Genomic DNA, 17,926 nt, shown 5'->3' on the forward strand with positions numbered 1-17,926 from the left:
TATAAATTTACAGGAGGTCAAAATGTTTCACGAATATAGAGATGAGATTTCTGTGTTAAAATCAAAGAATGCCCATTTTGAGAAGATTTTTGAAGAGCACAACGAGTTGGATCAGAAAATATCCAATGCTGAAAATGGGCTAAGTGTCATACCCGATCTTGAGCTAGAGAGACTAAAAAAGCTTAAGCTTAAGCTTAAAGATGAGGTTTATGCAATGATTATGGAATATCGAAAAAGTAAAAATTAATCTACTTTGAGGGAGAAATACCCTCAAAGTGCTTCAAAATAAATTTTTTTTCTAACTCATAAAGCTTATACCTAATATCCTTAAAGACCTCGCTCTCTCCAAATATCCCTAGATCTGCATATTTAAGATATTCTTCTAAAACACGTGAACTTTCTTGTGCCCTTTTAAAATTCGCTAAAACTATTTTGGATAATTCATCACGATCGGCTTCTGAAGAGATGGTTTTTTTTAAAACATCCTGAACGCTATCACGATAAACAAGTAAAGAAGAAATATTTTTTAATGTAGCTTTATGTCGGAGACTTTTCAAACAAGAGGCTATCTGTTCATCATTATGAAGATACCTAGCGGTATCTTCAACAACTCTTATCCCCTCTTTAAGGCGATTAAGATTAGCATCAAGGATTCTATAGACTCTCTTAGTCGTTTCTTCCACCAAATAATCCAATAAGTTGTAAAATGGAGATAAAAATATTCAAAAAATCCAAATACAAGCTAACTGCAGCATCTACTGGACTATCATATCTTCCTCTAACCATATTTTGAGTGTCATAAGCTACATAAACGCTAAACAACACCGCACAAGCTCCCGCAATAATGGCTTGAAAAATGGGGGAACCCATAAAGATATTCACCAATGAGCAAACTACCACAACAATCAGAGCTATAAAAAGCATTTTTCCCATATTTGCCAAATCTGATTTGGTTTTAAGTGCAAAAATACTCATCACTCCAAAAATAATCGTAGTCATACCTAAAGCTTGCCAAATAGCTCCCGCTCCAGCTTTAGCAATCACATATCCCAAAAGTGGAACCAAGGTGACGCCTGATAAAAATGTGAAAATAAACAACATCGCCACATTCAATCCAGGCCTACTCTTAGAAAACATCAACCCAAAAAATGCTGCGAATTCGGCAATAAAAATCACCCATTTATACTCAAGCACTTCCTCAAAAAAATTGAATCCCAATACCGCCCCAATAGTTGCAAAAAGCAAACTAGCGGCAAAAAATTTATAAGTTGTTTTCACAAAACTTACTAACGCAGTATCACTCATAACACTAGAATATTCTTGAGCTCTTCCATTCATATAATTTCTATCATAAAGTCCCATATTTAACCCCTTTATTTTGGTTTTTTGGAAGTTGATTCTCAAATCTTACCCTCTTTGTGTCAAGAAATTGTAAATTGAAGTAAATCGATTTTTGTGCAACTATTAAGATAAAATAATAAGTATATTTTACAGGCTTTGAAAGGGGCTGAATTTATGTCTAAATTAAAGATTGCTATCAATGGCTTTGGAAGATTGGGTAGGAGCATTGCTAGAGTGATTGTGAGTAGAAATGAGCTTGAACTTGTGGGCATAAATGACACTAGTGAATGGGAAATACTTTCTTATCTGCTTGAACATGACAGCACACACGGACATTTTCCAAAAGCAGTGTCATATCAAAACAATCAACTCTTCATAGATTCAAAACCCATCAGAACCTTCTCTTGTCACAATCCAAATGATTTAGATTTTAGTATCTGTGGAGCTGATATTGTGATTGAATCATCAGGAAAATTTCTCACACGTAAAGATGCTGAGCATCATATTAAAAAAGGAATCAAAAAAGTCATATTTTCAGCTCCTGCAAACGATGATACACCAACCTTTGTAATGGGCGTGAATCATCATCTTTATGATGGAGAAAATATTATTTCCAATGCTTCTTGCACGACAAATTGTCTCGCTCCCATCTGTCAAATCATTCACGAAAATTTTGGCATACAAGGCGGAATTCTAAGCACGATCCATAGCTATACAAACGATCAAAATCTCCTTGATAGCGCACACAAAAGCGATAAAAGACGTTCTAGAGCTGCTGCAGTAAATATCATTCCTACTAGCACAGGAGCAGCAAAAGCCATTTATAAAGTTCTACCTGATCTCAAAGATAAACTTCACGGGCATAGCATTCGAGTTCCTATTTTAGATGTCTCTATGGTAGATCTAAATTTGGAACTGAAAGCATCTGTGTGTACTGATACAATCAACAATATCCTCATAGAAGCTTCAAAAAAAAGATACAGTGGAATATTAGGTATTGATGAAAAATATGGGGTGAGTACAGATTTTTTAAATGATCCTAGAAGCAGTATTGTGGCAAAAGATTTGACCTTTAGTATTGGTAAAATGGCTAAAATTATGGCCTGGTATGACAATGAATGGGGATATTCTAATAGAATCATTGATCTAGCTTTGTTTATATTTAGATTCTAGCTAATTATTATTTAAACTAAAAATCAATCGGAATCTTTATGGATTCAATCTAAAAATGAGAAAAATTTTTTAGAAGCAAAACAAAAAGCATTCAATCCAAGATCAATATATCTCTTAGTAGAAAAACGAGTCTTAATAGCAACCTCAAAATTCCCTTAGGGTACATACATATATGAGGAATTTAAACACAATCTAGAAAATTTTTGCTTTGAAATGCCAAAAAGATGCTCATCAAACCAAAAAAAAGGGGGGGGGGGCATTAAAAAAGCAAAGTCTCATCCAAAGGATTTAAAAATAAACCTTACTGAAAAGAAAAACAAATTTGCTAAGTGGGGGTTGCATCCATTGCTAGTAAAACTTTTAGATGATGAAGAAGTTGATTATTACTGCAAAATAGTTCATAACAAAAGTAGTATCAAGCCACAAAACGAACTAATAAATGGTTATATCTTGATTTTGTGATAGTAAATTTTGCGTATGCAATTTACGAGGATAAAGTCCAACGGTTTATGGATAAATTTGAAAAATTATCTATCGAGCTTTATTCATTTGAAATTAAAATCCACCTTAGTATTTTCAATTTTAGGGAACGCCATTTCAAAGCACCAAGCAACTTTAGCTACTCAAATAAACACTATCTAGCCACTTTGAAAATAGATAGAAGATGATAATGAACTTTTAAATTCAATCAAAAAAGCAAGCAATTCCTTTGACATAGGGCTAATTTTAGATGCAGAAAAATTTTTGAAAGCAAAAACATTTCTAAAGAATATCCTAAAGAGTTCTCAGATTATTCTGTTATAGACGAATTGAATGAGAAAAATAAAGATTTTTTAGATGTGGTGAAAATCTTCAAGATAGATAATAAAAATAGATTTAAAAATATGATTAATTTTCAGATAATGAACAATTATAAAAATAAATTATTGCTAAAAATATAAAATAATTTTAATTTATTGTTTATATCTGACCTTCAGGAAAAATTTTAGAAAGAAAATTAATCATTCTGAGAAACAGCGTAGTGTCTGGAGAATGTGTTTTATATATCGTTTGACCATCTTCATTTCCCTCCCATATAACCTTATTTTTTCTAAGTGTTAAGTGCCAAGCTTTTTTCATCTCTATTTGCATCAATTTTTTTGTTTCTTTTGCAAAATCCTCATTATCAAATACTGCAACAACTTCAGTATTGATATTTTCAGAACGCTGATCAAGGTTAAAGCTTCCTACCCAAGTAATTTTATCATCAAATACAATAGTTTTACTATGCAAAGATGCTCCAGAACTGTGTTTTCCTTGAATTTTAATCTTACCTTCATTGCGTTTATATTCATATACATTTGCACCCATCCTAACAAGTTTATCGCGATATCTTTCCCAAGCGCCATATATCACGAGTGCATCTGTAGAAGAAAGTGAATTAGTTAATATACTAATTTCAGTTCCTCTATCTATAACATCTTTGAAATATTTCAATCCTTTTTTACCAGGTATAAAATATGCTGAAGAAATATAAATGGAATCTGTTGAGGAATCCCAAATATTTTTAAGTGCTGCTGCTATAGGGCTAGGGATTTTTTTTTCTACCTTTGCAGGAGAGTCAGCTATGAGCTTTGCATTCCCCCAATATACCTGATTCCCTCTGTATTTGTATCTACTAACAAATGCGTCTATAGCTAAGTTATAATTTTTCCAATCCTCTGGAGAACCCTCAATTTTTTTGATATATTTAGGATAATTTTTCATATATTTTTTCATTTTAGATTTTGAAGGCAAAAATGCTACAGGAATAGAACGATGAAAATTCCAATACTCTTCAAAGCTATTATGAGCCTCTTGCGCAACCTTCCCTAAGAAAAAAATATCTGTATCAGCAAAATTAACATTCAGATTATTATCAAAATAATTATCAGCAATATTCCTACCACCAATGATAAGGGCAATATCATCTACAATAAAAAGTTTGTTATGCATCCTTTTATTGATTCTTTGAAAATCATAAACCATTTCTGGGAATCTAAAAAAACGAATTCTATTTCGATAAGGATTAAAGATTTTGACGCTAATATTAGGATGATTATCTAAAGCAATCACATCAGAAAAATCTGAATCAAGTCCATTATCATCAATCAGGATTCTGATTTTAACTCCACGATTTGCGGCTTCCCAAATCTCGTGCATCAAAATCCTTGAAGCAATATCATTCTTATAAATATAAGTCTGAATATCAATAGTTTTTTCTGCCATCCTAGCTAAAGAAGCACGATGAAGAAGTGCATAAGATCCATCTTTGATAATCATTGCACCACTTTGAGTGGGAAATTTCTGAAGTTCTTGAAAATAAACTTCACCTATGGCAGTATGAAGGGGATTGAATTCACAAGTGCTATCATCAAAAACTGTATTTTGTTTAGAAATACCACCCGTAGAAGCAACTATAGAGGAGCAACCTGCCAAAACAAATAATCCTGCAAATACCACAACCAATATATTTATTCCGCCAAGCATACTCACCCTAGATAATCTGAAGACTTATTTTATGTCATATGTCTTTGACTTTAATTTTTCATTTCTTAGTGCCTACAGAAAGCATTTTTCTTCTCAAATAAGCGATCTTGGTCTGCAATGGAAGTTCTTTTGGACAGGTGTCATGACAAGCAATCAAACTCATACATCCAAACACCCCATCATCATTACCCACAAGCTCATAAAAATCATCATCTGTTCGCTTATCATGTGGATCAATCATAAATCTAACAACCCGATTCATTCCCGCTGCACCAATAAAATCTTCACGCATTAATTTGGTAGCACAACTAGCTATACAACAACCACATTCTATGCATCTCTCAAGTTCAAATACTTCCTGAGCCACATCAGGTTCAATTTTTTCTTCAGGTTTTGAAATATCAATGGTTTCATTTGTATGTATCCAACTCTCAACACGTTTAGTCATACCTGCAAACCATTCACCAGTATTCACGCTCAAATCCTTGATCAGCTTGAATGCAGGTAATGGCATCAAAGTAATAACACCTGTAGGAAAATCTTTAGTAAGGGTTTTGCAAGCAAGTCTAGGACGACCATTAATCATCATTGCACAACTTCCACAAATACCTGCTCGACAGACAAAATCAAAACTCAAATCAGGGTCTTGATGTTCCCTGATCATATTCAGAGCAATAAAAATTGTCATTGAATGGGCTTCTTCTAACTTGTATTCCCTAAAATGAGGCTTAGATACAGCACTTTGAGGGTCAAACTTCAAAACCCTAATTGTAATGATTCTTCCTTTATTTTCTTGAGCACTCATTTTTCATCTCCTAATCGTTGATTTTTAGCTTTATATCTAGGTAATAAATCAAATGGCATTAAAGCTTCCTGAAGCTGATACCTATCACCTCCCTTACTTTGGGTCTCTTCTGTGATTTTTTTGATTTCTTCATCTCTTTTTTCTTTTAAAGGATGAGGTATAAAATTTCCTTTAGCTCCATATCCTCTAAAATCTGGGGTGATTTCCATCTTCATAATATCTAAATCCTCATATTCAAGAGTTGGCAACGTTTGATCAGGGTTAGGCCAGGAAGCTAAAGTCCTTTTAAGCCATTTTTCATCATCTCGTTTAGGATAATCTATTCTAGTATGTGCTCCTCTAGATTCCGTCCTCTCTAGTGCGCCTTTTGCGACACAAAGAGCAATTTTGAGCATTCTTGGAACTCTATAAGCATCTTCAAGTTCAGGATTATTGTGCATTTTTTTGTTTTTCACATTCAGATTTTTGGAACGTTTATAAAGCTCTTCAAGTTCCTTTACAGCCTCTTCAAGCAAGGGGCCATCTCGGAAAACTCCAACTTTTTCATCCATAATTGTTTTCATTTTATTTTTAATTTCATACACATCTTCATTCCCCCCATTACTGAGTAAAGAAGCTAAATACGTCTCCTCTTTTTTTACAAAACACTCAATGGTATTGGATTTTACATCAATATCAGCATCCACGCAAAATTCAGCAAAATAATCCCCAATAATCATACCAGCCACCACTGCTTCGCTAACAGAGTTCCCTCCTAAACGATTAAATCCATGTAGATCCCAACAAGATGCTTCACCTGCACAAAACAATCCTTTTAAGTGTGTATGACCTTGATAATTTGTCCTCACACCACCCATTGAATAATGTTGCATCGGCTTAATAGGAACCCATCCTTTGCTACCTTCATCAGCAGGATCAATACCAGCAAAAGTTTTAGCAATATCTTGAACATCTCGCAAATTTCGCTCAATATGAGATCGACCCAAAATTGAAATATCTAGCCACACGTGCTCTCCATAGGGCGATTTAACGCCTTTGCCACTTTTAATATGCTCTAATATCCTCCTAGAAACAACATCTCGACTTGCTAATTCTTTTTTCTCAGGCTCATAATCAGGCATAAAACGATAGCCATCTTTGTCTCTAAGAACCCCGCCATCTCCACGACAACCTTCAGTCATTAAAATTCCGCTAGGAACCAAACAAGTTGGATGGAACTGAACTGCTTCCATATTCCCAAGTTTTGCAATGCCTGTTTCCATAGCTATAGCAGCTCCCACTCCATCGCATATAACAGCATTTGTAGTATGTGCATAAACACGACCATAACCACCTGTAGCCAACAAGGTGCCTTTTGAAATGTACGCAGAAATTTCACCTGTGATAAGATCTCTCACAATAGCACCATAGCACCTACCATTTTCATGAATGATTGAAACTGCTTCTTTTCTATCTCGAATATCCACGCCATTTTTATAAGCTTCATTAGCCACAGCATACAACATAGAATGCCCAGTTGCATCAGCAGTAAAGCAAGTTCTCCATTTTTTTGTCCCTCCAAAATCTCTGGATTGAATATAACCGTGTTTATTGGCTTCTTCTGTGATTGTAACGTGCTCACCATTGATAACTGCAGGTCTATCCCCTTTTTTAATACGTGTCCAAGGCACCCCAAATCCAGCCAATTCTCTGATCGCCTTAGGTGCTGTGGTAACAAACATTCTAGCTACATTTTGATCGCATCCCCAATCGCTACCCTTCACAGTATCCATAAAATGAAGATCTTCATTATCTCCTTCACTCATTTTTCCATTTCCAAGACTTGCCTGCATACCGCCTTGTGCTGCCGCTGAGTGACTCCTACGTACAGGAACTAGACTCAAAACAATAACATTCAAGCCCTTTTGTTTTGCAGAAACCGCCGCTCTAAGACCTGCCAAACCGCCACCGATAATCAATGAATCGCAATATGTTACCTTCATAGCTTATTCTCCCTTGCCATATATTTGTGTGTCAATATGCTTGTAATTTATATTTGAATCTGTCTGAGTGAGTCCTTTTGAAATATAAGCATAATAAGTAAAAAGCCCCAAAACAATAAAAAATACACTCATTGCCCATTTAACTCTTCTAAGATTAGCAATACCGAATTTTTCAAACCAACCCCATTTGATACACAATCTATAAAGTCCAATAGATCCGTGCAATTCAACAGCAAAAAGTAAAAAGATATAAAGTAACCAAAAATGCTCACTCACAAATCGATAGGCAGAACCATTTGGCCCTATTGTATCAGGTTGTGTAAGCATTACGAACAAATGCACACTAGCTAAGAAAAACATCGCAAATCCAGTCCCAGCTTGAATAACCCACAAACTCGTATCACTATGCTTCATTAAATGTTTATGCGTTTTTAAAATCATCAATTGCCTGTAGTTGATGGGAAATTTTCTCATCGCCAAAAAAGCATGTACCACCAAAACAATGATAATGACCACAGCAACACCACTCACGATAGCAGGATTCCCTGCCTTAGTGATAAAGCTTCCTTCAAAGAACTTAGCGACTTTATACATAGCCTCATCACTGATGAGTATGCTTGATACCAAAAACATATGGGCTATCATAAACAATGCTAAAAATAACCCTGTTGCACTTTGCCAAAAATCAAGTTTAGCGGGAGTTTTACTCTTTTTGCGTTCAGGGGTAATACCCAAATAACCTTCAATGATTTTATCTTGTTGCATCTATCTCTCCTTTTATTGTATGAATTCAATCAACCAAAATAACTTCTCATCAATTCAATAACCCCAATTACATAAACATTCAGCTTTAGCTTTTACACCCTAATCAATAAATCTAGGATTTTTTTGCACCAACGGGGAATGCTCTGCAAGAATTACGAAAGTACTGACGCTATGATTATTGTCTTTGAGATGGATCTTGATGCCAAATGCTTCCTTATTGTTAATATTGGTAAAACTACTCACCACATTTGCTACAAGACCGCTTTGAGGGTTGATGGATGAAAAATTGACCCACATTCAATCTCCTAAACTCTAATTGCGTTGGCCATAATTATAAGACAATTTTTGTTAAAAGTTGTCTTAAAAATTTTAAACTTATTCATAAATGCTTATTTCAACAAATAACGATGATACTTTTTGTAAAAATTTTTAAAAGAACTCACAAAAAAGGATTCTCCCAAGCTTCAAACAAATGAGACGGTTTTCTCAAATCAAAAGAACTCAATTTCTAAAATACTTGCTAAAATGCTAAAATATTCCAAATAATACTTTAAAGAGGCATTATGACAAAAATTATTGCAGCAAACTTCAAAACCAATCACACAAGAAAAAGCACGGAAGAATACATTCAATCGCTTGATAAAAAACTTTTACCATCTGATAAGGTTTATATTTTTCCAACTCCAATAGCTCTATGTGAAAATAACTTCAAACATTTAAATATAGGGACTCAAAATGCCTATCCTATTTTTAATGGAGCATTTACTGGTGAAATAGGTCTGCAAGCACTCAAAGAATTAAATATAAAAACCATCCTCATAGGACACAGCGAAAGAAGGAATATTTTAAAAGAATCACAAGAATTCTGTGCTGAAAAATTTAATTTTTTTATGAAGGAAGAATTTGAAATTATTTATTGTGTGGGAGAAAGTCTATGTGTTCGAGAAAAGGGTTTTGAAGATGTTAAAAAATTCATTCAAACTCAGTTTGAGAATATCCCCATAAAATACCCAAAACTTATCGTTGCTTATGAACCCATCTGGGCTATTGGGAGCGGAATGAGTGCCTCGCTTGAACAAATAAGCCAAACACATTGTTTCATTAAAAGTATTTGCGATGCTCCTGTTTTATATGGAGGAAGTGTGAATGCAAAAAATGCTTCAGAAATTTTAAATACAAAAGAGGTTGATGGCGTTCTTGTTGGAAGTGCCTCACTTGATATGGAAAGTTTCTATGAAATCATAAAAAAAGCAAGAGAAAAATAGGAGAGAAAATGAAACTTAGTAAAATGTTGCAATCCATAGGTATTGATACCTCACTTGATAGGGATTTTGAAGTCAAAGCACTTGCACCTTTAGAGAGTGCATCAGAAAACGAAGTTAGCTACATTGACCAAAGTAAATATCTAGAAAATCTCAAAGACTCAAAAACTGGTGCAGTTCTCATCAAAGAAAAAGATATTAAAAGTGTTCCTGCTCACATACAGCCTATTATTGTCCCTGATCCTCATTTGGCTTTTGCAAAACTTTCTGCCTTTTTTGCCAAAGATGAGTTTGCACATCCGCTAATTGAAAAACATAAAACCCAAATTGGTGAAAATACCACCATAATGCCAAATGTATTTTTAGGTGAAAATATAAAAATTGGTAAGAATTGTTTATTGATGCCTGGAGTAGTCATTAGCGATAATGTCATCATCGGAGATGGGTGCAAGATATTTCCCAATGTCGTGATCTATAGAGAGAGTCAAATTGGGAATAATGTTTTTATACACGCAGGAACAGTTATTGGAAGTGATGGATTTGGATATGCTCATAATGAAAAAGGTGAGCATATAAAAATTGAGCATAATGGCAAAGTCGTGATTGAAGATGATGTTGAAATAGGAGCGAATAATACCATCGATAGAGCTGTATTTGGAGAAACAAGAATCAAAAAAGGCTCAAAAATCGACAACCTTGTGCAAATTGGTCATAACTGCATCATAGGAGAACATACTCTACTTGTCTCTCAGGTTGGACTTGCTGGATCCACTACCACAGGCAGAAATGTAGTTATGGGTGGCCAAGCAGGGACTGGCGGACACATTCATATAGGAGATTTCACGCAAATAGCAGGAAGAGGGGCTGTCGGAAAGAATCTTCCGCCAAATACCAAATGGGGAGGTCATCCACTAATGGAACTAGATGAATGGATGAAATTCTTCGTTACATTACGCAGAATGGTGAAAAAGAAAAGCGAATAATCTATCTAAGTATTTTTTGCTTTTTGATAATAAACAACTCGCCCGAGAATGTTTTTATCAAAAAGTGGGCTATTTGGAATCAAATCTGCGTGTCCGACATACATTCGTCCATTTTCTTTAAGAACTTTATAAAATCTCTGTATTGTTTTAAGGCGATAGGCCTCATCAAAATAAATCATCATATTACGTGAAAAAATAATATCAAACTCTCCTAATTCCAAAAAAGCCTCATCAAAAATATTGATGAGTTTGCACTCACACTTTGGCAACAATCTCTTTTTGATTTTAAAATCTTTTTCTACAGAATCAAAAAATCTATTTTGCAACTCATCATCCAAGCGATGCAATGATCTTGCGGAATAAACACCCTCTTGTGCCTGAGTGATAGCATCAGAGTTAATATCAACTCCAAATATCTGGACTCTATCAAGGTTAATCCCTGCTTGAGAGATCAGCATCCCTATAGAATAGACCTCATCTCCACTTGAACAAGGAGCTGAAAGAATCCTTATATCCCCTTGAAGTGATTTGGCAAAATCAAGTGCAGCTTCAAGCTGTAACAACTCTCTGTAAAAATAAGTTTCATTCACAGTAACCAAATTAAGAGCTTCCTGCCTAAAAAGACTATCCCCCAAAACCTTATTGCTTAAATCCCTAAAAGAAGAAATACGATGAGCTTGTGCAAAATAACTCAATCGATGTTTGATAACATCTTGTTTTGGAGTTAGATCCACGCCAGAAATTTTCCTGATAGTTGAAATGAACTCTGATAAGCCATCATCATCATTAGGAAGTGGGAAAAACTCCTCTTTTTGATCTACAATAACCTCTTTCTCTTTCTTCTTAAAAAACATATAAAAAACTCTCCAATCTTGTTCTGATATTATCTAAGTGCATCACATTCACATCAGGATTGATTTCCTTTGCTTTTTTGGGCATTCCATAGACAATCGCACTCTCTTCACTCTCAGCAATACAGGTAGCTCCAGCACGATAAAGATCAAAAAGACCCTTTGCACCATCATCCCCAATACCCGTAAGAAGAATCGCCAACACATCAATAAAGCCACAAATATGGACAGCAGAGTGAAACAAAACATTGATATTGGGATTATAAATACTAGCGACGTCTTTAGGAATGATGCTAAGTGGGGTATCTTCAGATACAACAGAGGTTTTACTGCATATAAAAACCTTGCCAGATAAAAGCTCTCTTTGTGAAACTTCTGTGATTTCCATATTGATGCCACGCCCAAATTGAGAAACAAAATAGGGAATAAAAACAGTATTCATATGTTGGGCGATGACGATGGGAACATCAGAATTATTTATGTCTTTTAGAAGTCTGTTGAGGTGGCCAGGACCTCCTGTAGAGGCCCCGATAAGAACGAGTTTGGACTTTCTCAAGTCTTAAACTCAGCAAGTTTGTTATTCAAGATCTCTGTCATCTTATTAAGGTGTTCAGCAACACTAGCAATTTCTTCCACACTTCTTGCATTCTCTGTAGATATATCATTGATTCCTGAAACTCCCTGTATGATTCCTTCGATACTTTTTCCAGTTTCGATGTAATTATCCACAGTCTTATCAGCGGTGGTGATAGCATCATTCATGATCTTATTCATACTTGTTATTTTATCTTGAACTTCACTAGAAATATGTGTCAATTCTTCAATTTTTTGAGAGTTTTTGTTCATTTGCTCACTCGCATCTGAAATCTCTTGCACGATCACAGAAATTGTAGAATTGATTTCAGTGAGGCTTTTTTGTGTTCTCTCTGCGAGATTCCTAACCTCATCAGCAACCACCGCAAAACCTCTACCATGTTCTCCAGCTCTAGCAGCTTCAATAGCAGCATTGAGTGCTAAAAGATTGGTTTGATCGGCAATTTCATCAATGATATAAAGAATAGATTTAACATCATCAGCATTTTTACTCAACTGCTCAATTTTCACAGCAAGTTCTGCTTCTGTTTTTGCAGAGATAACAATTTGATTAGAAAGATTTCCAATAGCCTCATTTGCAGTATGAACATAAGCTCTAGCCTCTTGAAGATCTTTTTTGCTATCTTGTGCTACATCAATAGAAGCGTGCATCTCTTGTTTTATCTCTTTGCTTTTAACCGTCACATCTGAAACAATATTTGTAGATTCTTCCACACGATTTCCAGTCTGCAACGATGTAGAGCTTAGCTCGTGTGCAATAGAAGAGTTCTCTGTTGATAGTTGCTTGGCCTCAACAATAAGAACCCTAACTTTTTCTATGAAGTTATTGATTGCCTCACTAGCTTGTGCCACCTCATCTCTACCTTTAATTTCAAGCTTTCTAGTAAGATCTCCATCTCCACTAGATAAATTTCTAGCACGATGAATCAAATTTTTCAAAGGATTGATGATGCTCTGACGAACATAGAAGAAAGACGCCACAGTAATCAAAATAACCACTATCAATCCAACCATCACAAACTTCATAAGACCTTGCTCTATAGACTCTGAAACTTCATTTTTAATTTGTTGATTTGACTTTAAAATATCCCCAATATAGGCAGTTACAATCACGATATATCCCGAATCTCGATCCACTTGTGCATAAGCGATTTTATCCTCTGGCACCCCTCCTTGTGTCTTTGCCATTTTATATTGCAGATAGCCCCCACCTCTTTTAGAAACTTCAATGAAACCCTTTACATATGGAACTCCATCAGCAGAAGTAAGCCTCATTCCATTTTTTCCTTCATTTTGAGGATTAACTGGATCAAAAAGCACTGTCCCATCGGTTTTTATAATAAGAGGATAAATCGCATTATCTGAATCATTGATATTTTTAAGTATCTGCATAATATCTGACTCTAAATACCCCATTCTACCATCTCTAGAATAGCTCTTGGACATCACATGGGTAGCATGATCAATCAGCTCATAGGCATCTCTAAGTTGTCCTTTTCTCTCATCAATAGCACGTTGATCAAGCTTATTGACTAGAAAGCTCTCAATATCCAAATTGAGTCTGAACGAACTAAAAACGATAATTCCCGTCAGTAAAATCATAGATCCAACCAATATTGCAATAATACGCGAGGATATGGTCATAAAAACTCCTTAAGACATTAAAGTATTTGAAAGCAAGTCTATTTTCACCTAGTTTCAAAATAGACTTAAATTCTATTCATTGAAATTATATCTAAAATAATATTTTTGCAATATTATTTTATTCAAAATAAAAACATACTAAAAACCACACCATCAAACACAATATCAAATTCTTACCCCCCATTGCATTCCTTTTGTTCATAATCATTGACATAACAGTACCAATTGAACTCAAAAACGATAGGCAACATTAATACCATAATTCATTTGACCACGCATATCAGAATCCACATCTGGAGTGATACTCAAATTTTTCGGCATATACTTGCTAGTAACCACCCAAGAAACACCCCAACCAATAAGACTTCCTACAGCAACCTGCCAAATACTGTGCTTCCCTGCATACACCCTAGATGCATCTGTCAATAATGCAAGTGCAATAACTGGCAATGCAGGTTTATATCCATATCGATAAAACACAAACCCCGCCGCACTAAAAGCTCCTCCAGCATGTCCGCTTGGCATACCTTTATAGTCATCACAACAAGGACGCTTTGCAAAAGCTATTGAATGACCTTTTTTATGAGCACTATCAAAACTCCACTTCACGCCTTCTATGATTCCCTGAGTTACCAAACTACCCACAGCTAGTTCTGTAAAACCCCTATAATCTTTCATTCCCAAAGAAACCACTGCAACAAATACAGGCAAAAGCCTAAAAACATCTCCAAATCTCTCAAAGTCATCTCTGGCAACTGCGATATTAGAACAAGCACTCCAAACAATCATCACGCAAAAAATTATTTTCTTCATCAAACCTCTCCTAACATATGAACTAAAATTATATTAAAAAATCACATTCAAACCGATACAAATAATATATAATACCCTCCAAATAAACCAAAGGATGGATATGGAATTTTCAAGCAATCATTCAATAATATGGATCATTCTTGCAGGTTTTCTTATCTCCTTGCTCACTTCAAGCATCATCATCTTAATCTCCAAAAAATTTCATATCTTCATAGACAAAATCGACAATCTCAAGCCCCAACGCTTCCACAATATCCCTACTTCAAGAGCTGGTGGAATCGGTATATTTGTGAGTTTCTTTATCATTTTTTTGATCTTCAAAGATACAAATTTATATTTTCTATTGGCCATAGCCATAGTATTTTGTAGCGGACTATTAGAGGATTTTTCAACTTCTCTCTCTCCAAAAGCCCGTCTTTATATTCAGCTATTAGGGAGTGCCATAGCTGTATTTGGAATGCAAGCCTCCATCACAAATCTATCACCAATTATCACATTACCCTATTTTGCAGGTATTGCATTAGCATTATTTGGTATTGTAGGGGTTTGCAATGCTATGAATATCATCGATGGATTCAATGGACTTGCTGGAGGATTTTCTTTGATGGTATTTTTGTGTATTGCTATAGTGGCTTTTATTTTGAAAGTAGATTTTATTTTTTTCACTTCCATTATCGGTATAGCTTCAACTATGGGCTTTTTAGCTCTGAATTTTCCAAAGGGCAAGATATTCTTAGGAGATGGAGGGGCTTATATGTTAGGGTTCATCATCGCACTGCTTCTAGCTATTCTCGCACAAAAAAACGTTGGTATTTCCGCCTGGTTTGGACTCGCAGTGATGATTTATCCTGTTTGGGAAGTGATATATTCCATGATTAGAAGAGTTTTGAATAAAAAATCCACCACTGAGCCCGACAAAGAACACCTTCACACACTCATTTATTCAAAAATCAAAAACAACCCACTCACAGCAACTCTAATATGGCTTTTCAATCTCCCCTTTATGGTTCTTGCTGTAGTTTTTATGCACGATGATTGGATCTTAATAGGAATCTCCATCGCATTCATCATTATTTATATGCTCATTTACAAAAAACTACTCAGCTCAAATTCCTAAAACCTCTAATGAAGCCATTTTACAGCCTCTTCATAAGGCTTTCGGTGTTTATTAGGAATCCTATTGCCTATTGAATACCCAAAACTTATCAAGCAAACAGGATTCAAACATTCCATATCAATATACTCATTCAATAGCTTCTTCAATCCTTTGGCATAAAATCCACCAATAATACACGAATCAATATCTAGCATCGCAGCAGTTTGAGTCATCTGCCCAATAGCAATAAAACATTGCTCAGCAACATAAGCATCGATAGCTTTTTCATTCCCTTTCAGGCGATTTTCTCGAACCGATAAAATCATTTCTGAAATCACAGCATAAATATCCATACCTTCATAGAGACTTTTCACATAATGACAATCAGGTCTGATCATATCACCTATGAGACCATTCACAACCACCAAATGCGAACAATCTTGGATTTTGGTTTGATTCCCCAGAGCATCTTTGGCAATTTCATTTTTTAAAAAATCCGAAGTGATAACCACAAACTTCCAAGGCTCTAACCCAAGCGAACTTGGTGCGAACCTCCCAGCTTCTAAAATCACCTCAAAATCCTCTAGAGATATTTTTTTATCCCTATCAAAATCCCTACAAGAATAACGACGTTTAATAATGTCTAAAATCTCATCTTTTCTCATAAAATCCCTTTCAATCCAATCAATAATTTTTTATATGAAGATTGATGATACCATACAAACACCCCTGAATAAGAAATATTCAAGATTTCTAGATAGCAAAATCCTCAAAACCTATTTCCCACTCACAGCTCAAATCATTTTTTCATCTTCTCATCACCCTAACACACATCCAATTAGTACTCATAAATCAAAGCTTCTCAAATCCAATTGCAGGTCTTATCACAAGAAGTCTTTTATGGATAATTGAACTCATTATTGAGTAGTTCTCTAAAGTTTTCTCACAAGCCAAATCAACACCACTGATTTGCATTCTTTATTTGTTCTTCTATCATCTCTATACCCAAAATCCTTTTAATCAGATTTATTTGAAATGCTTATCGTTCTTCCACAATGTCATCACATTTTGACATCATCAGTGAAGTTTTATGCATAACACCCTCTCTTCTTCACTCGCTTCTCTCAAACCCAAACCGCACGTAACGCATTCACTCCATTTTTTATAACAAACCCAAACCTCACGAAGAATAAAGATTGATTCTAGGCAAATCAATGAAGTTTTATGACCTTTAAACCAACATAACGTCTTCACCAACATCTCAAAGTCTATCATCTGTGTTATTTTTATCTCCTCCTCTCACCTCTTACGTTCCTTTTTTGCCCTCTCTTATGAAAATAAAACAAATTTCCCTCTTATCAAAAAATCCTCCCTTCAAACTCAAACCCTCACATAGCCCCTTCACTCCTTTGCCTGAAACCCTCTCTTCTTCACTCCTCTTTTTTATATCAAACTCAAACCACATATAATCCTTACAATTATTCAACCCCCCCCCTCCTGCTTTTTTGTCTCAAATTCCTATTGAAAACATCAGAGGGACATGCTCCCTTCACTCTTTTTTTTTATAACAAACTCAAATCCCGTATAAAACCCCTCCGCTCTCCTGTCTGAAACCCAAACCCTGCATAACACCCTCTCTTCTTCACTCCTCTTTTTCATATCAAACTCAAACCACATATAATCCTTACAATTATTCAACCCCCCCCCTCCTGCTTTTTTGTCTCAAATTCCTATTGAAAACATCAGAGGGACATGCTCCCTTCACTCCATTGTCTGAAACTCCACATAGCCTCTCCTGCTTTTTTGTCTCAAATTCCTATTGAAAACATCAGAGGGACATGCTCCCTTCACTCTTTTTATCTCAAACTCAAATCCCGTATAAAACCCCTCCGCTCTCCTGTCTGAAACCCAAACCCTGCATAACACCCTCTCTTCTTCACTCTTTTTTGTCTCAAAACCTCTCTTTTCTCATCTTCTCATCACCCTAACACCCATTCAAATAGAACGAATATTCTTTCCTTTTTGAAATTTAGTACTCATAAATCAAAACTTCTCAAATGCCCTACCAAATGATATTCTATGACGTATTTTATAGAGATATTCAATCAT

18 protein-coding genes are annotated in these 17,926 nt (G+C 35.3%); 6 read left to right on the forward strand and 12 right to left on the reverse strand.

Annotation, left to right across the window (positions count from 1 at the left end; translation table 11 throughout):
• Positions 1–22: 22 nt before the first annotated feature.
• Positions 23–247 (forward strand): DUF465 domain-containing protein, encoded by a 225-nt coding sequence (locus BKH42_RS01200; RefSeq protein WP_095293937.1) that lies wholly within the window; start codon positions 23–25, stop codon positions 245–247.
• 1 nt (position 248) lies between these two features.
• Here BKH42_RS01200 and BKH42_RS01205 read toward each other — a convergent pair whose 3' ends face one another.
• Positions 249–683: a thiamine-phosphate pyrophosphorylase gene (locus BKH42_RS01205; RefSeq protein ID WP_257874218.1), complete on the reverse strand. Its 435-nt coding sequence runs from the start codon at positions 681–683 to the stop codon at positions 249–251.
• A complete protein-coding gene (locus BKH42_RS01210) occupies positions 667–1,362 on the reverse strand; it encodes a Bax inhibitor-1/YccA family protein (protein ID WP_095293939.1) in 696 nt (231 codons plus the stop codon). Before BKH42_RS01210 ends, BKH42_RS01205 begins: the two co-directional genes overlap by 17 nt.
• A gap of 153 nt (positions 1,363–1,515) precedes the next feature.
• On the opposite strand from BKH42_RS01210, the gene gap reads away from it, so the two are divergent.
• Together gap and BKH42_RS01220 are read left to right on the forward strand one after the other, a co-directional pair.
• Entirely contained in the window at positions 1,516–2,514 is a 999-nt protein-coding gene (gene gap, locus BKH42_RS01215; protein WP_095293942.1) for a type I glyceraldehyde-3-phosphate dehydrogenase, read from the forward strand.
• Between the two features lie 213 nt (positions 2,515–2,727).
• A complete protein-coding gene (locus tag BKH42_RS01220) occupies positions 2,728–2,976 on the forward strand; it encodes a hypothetical protein (RefSeq protein WP_095293944.1) in 249 nt (82 codons plus the stop codon).
• 498 nt (positions 2,977–3,474) lie between these two features.
• On the opposite strand, the gene BKH42_RS01225 is transcribed toward BKH42_RS01220, so the two are convergent.
• The 5 genes from BKH42_RS01225 to BKH42_RS01245 all read right to left on the reverse strand — a co-directional run bounded on the left by BKH42_RS01225 (position 3,475) and on the right by BKH42_RS01245 (position 8,871).
• Complete coding sequence (locus BKH42_RS01225; protein ID WP_095293946.1) at positions 3,475–5,022, reverse strand: phospholipase D family protein; 1,548 nt, start codon at positions 5,020–5,022, stop codon at positions 3,475–3,477.
• Between the two features lie 58 nt (positions 5,023–5,080).
• Positions 5,081–5,827 carry a fumarate reductase iron-sulfur subunit gene (locus BKH42_RS01230; RefSeq protein ID WP_095293947.1) on the reverse strand — a complete coding sequence of 249 codons (747 nt, stop codon included), beginning with the start codon at positions 5,825–5,827 and terminating at the stop codon, positions 5,081–5,083.
• A complete protein-coding gene (locus BKH42_RS01235; RefSeq protein ID WP_095293948.1) occupies positions 5,824–7,809 on the reverse strand; it encodes a fumarate reductase flavoprotein subunit in 1,986 nt (661 codons plus the stop codon). The genes BKH42_RS01230 and BKH42_RS01235 overlap by 4 nt, the downstream gene beginning before the upstream one ends.
• Before the next feature lie 3 nt (positions 7,810–7,812).
• Positions 7,813–8,574, reverse strand: a complete 762-nt coding sequence (locus BKH42_RS01240; RefSeq protein ID WP_095293950.1) for a fumarate reductase cytochrome b subunit — start codon at positions 8,572–8,574, stop codon at positions 7,813–7,815.
• Positions 8,575–8,673: 99 nt separating this feature from the next.
• Positions 8,674–8,871 (reverse strand): hypothetical protein, encoded by a 198-nt coding sequence (locus tag BKH42_RS01245; protein ID WP_095293952.1) that lies wholly within the window; start codon positions 8,869–8,871, stop codon positions 8,674–8,676.
• 266 nt (positions 8,872–9,137) lie between these two features.
• On the opposite strand from BKH42_RS01245, the gene BKH42_RS01250 reads away from it, so the two are divergent.
• Both BKH42_RS01250 and lpxD read left to right on the forward strand, forming a co-directional pair.
• Positions 9,138–9,839, forward strand: a complete 702-nt coding sequence (locus BKH42_RS01250; protein WP_095293954.1) for a triose-phosphate isomerase — start codon at positions 9,138–9,140, stop codon at positions 9,837–9,839.
• An 8-nt stretch (positions 9,840–9,847) separates the two neighbouring features.
• On the forward strand, positions 9,848–10,819 hold the full coding sequence (gene lpxD, locus BKH42_RS01255; protein WP_095293956.1) for a UDP-3-O-(3-hydroxymyristoyl)glucosamine N-acyltransferase: 972 nt from the start codon (positions 9,848–9,850) through the stop codon (positions 10,817–10,819).
• 5 nt (positions 10,820–10,824) lie between these two features.
• Here the strand turns inward: lpxD and BKH42_RS01260 are convergent, their stop codons facing one another.
• The 4 genes from BKH42_RS01260 to BKH42_RS01275 form a co-directional block, all read right to left on the reverse strand.
• Positions 10,825–11,673 carry a protein-glutamate O-methyltransferase CheR gene (locus BKH42_RS01260; protein ID WP_095293960.1) on the reverse strand — a complete coding sequence of 283 codons (849 nt, stop codon included), beginning with the start codon at positions 11,671–11,673 and terminating at the stop codon, positions 10,825–10,827.
• Positions 11,663–12,226, reverse strand: coding sequence for a CheB methylesterase domain-containing protein (locus tag BKH42_RS01265; protein ID WP_095293962.1), 564 nt, complete (start codon positions 12,224–12,226; stop codon positions 11,663–11,665). The genes BKH42_RS01260 and BKH42_RS01265 overlap by 11 nt, the downstream gene beginning before the upstream one ends.
• Positions 12,223–13,908: a methyl-accepting chemotaxis protein gene (locus tag BKH42_RS01270; RefSeq protein WP_095293964.1), complete on the reverse strand. Its 1,686-nt coding sequence runs from the start codon at positions 13,906–13,908 to the stop codon at positions 12,223–12,225. Before BKH42_RS01270 ends, BKH42_RS01265 begins: the two co-directional genes overlap by 4 nt.
• Before the next feature lie 231 nt (positions 13,909–14,139).
• A complete protein-coding gene (locus BKH42_RS01275; protein WP_095293966.1) occupies positions 14,140–14,721 on the reverse strand; it encodes a phosphatase PAP2 family protein in 582 nt (193 codons plus the stop codon).
• 100 nt (positions 14,722–14,821) lie between these two features.
• Between BKH42_RS01275 and BKH42_RS01280 the strand changes: the two genes are divergently transcribed.
• Entirely contained in the window at positions 14,822–15,838 is a 1,017-nt protein-coding gene (locus tag BKH42_RS01280) for an MraY family glycosyltransferase (protein ID WP_180673866.1), read from the forward strand.
• A 5-nt stretch (positions 15,839–15,843) separates the two neighbouring features.
• Here the strand turns inward: BKH42_RS01280 and BKH42_RS01285 are convergent, their stop codons facing one another.
• Positions 15,844–16,482, reverse strand: a complete 639-nt coding sequence (locus BKH42_RS01285) for an NAD(P)H-dependent oxidoreductase (protein ID WP_095293970.1) — start codon at positions 16,480–16,482, stop codon at positions 15,844–15,846.
• Between the last annotated feature and the right edge of the window lie 1,444 nt (positions 16,483–17,926).

The sequence above is a fragment of the Helicobacter sp. 13S00482-2 genome, assembly GCF_002272795.1.
In the GTDB taxonomy this organism is placed as follows: Bacteria; Campylobacterota; Campylobacteria; order Campylobacterales; family Helicobacteraceae; genus Helicobacter_J.